At 54.1% G+C, this 351-nt stretch carries 1 protein-coding gene; it reads right to left on the bottom strand.

The genetic code is table 11. The annotated features are described in order from the left end of the window. The coding region (locus COJ96_RS29045) for a hypothetical protein (protein ID WP_218936534.1) at positions 1-351 on the bottom strand (351 nt) is incomplete at both ends.

The following is a 351-nucleotide window of genomic DNA, read 5'->3' as shown; positions in this document are numbered from 1 at the left end:
AACGGATTTCGTTTGTCCAGGCTGGCCAGTCGGGTTCTTCTGGTCTTGCCAGCATCCCGTCGTATTCAGCGGCCCGTTCATGCAGCTCAAGAATTCTCGCCCAGAACCATCGGGCCAGATTTTCGTCATCAGGACAGGGCTCAACCTTCGAAAAGTTATCCACAGAATTTTTCTCATCGGCCTTTTGAGTAATCTCCTGTGTACTCTCCTGAGTACTCTCTGTGTAATCTCCTGTAAGAAAGTTGGCGGGGTTCCCACCAGCTTGTTGGCGGGATTCCCCCCTACTTGTTGGCGGGGTTGCCGCCATCTTGTTGGGTGCATTGCCGCCATCTAGTTGGCGGGGTTGCCGCC

Origin of the sequence: Bacillus sp. AFS073361, from assembly GCF_002567005.1 — a bacterium.
Classification (GTDB): domain Bacteria; phylum Bacillota; class Bacilli; order Bacillales; family Cytobacillaceae; genus Neobacillus.
This window is presented reverse-complemented; position numbering and strand designations above follow the sequence as displayed.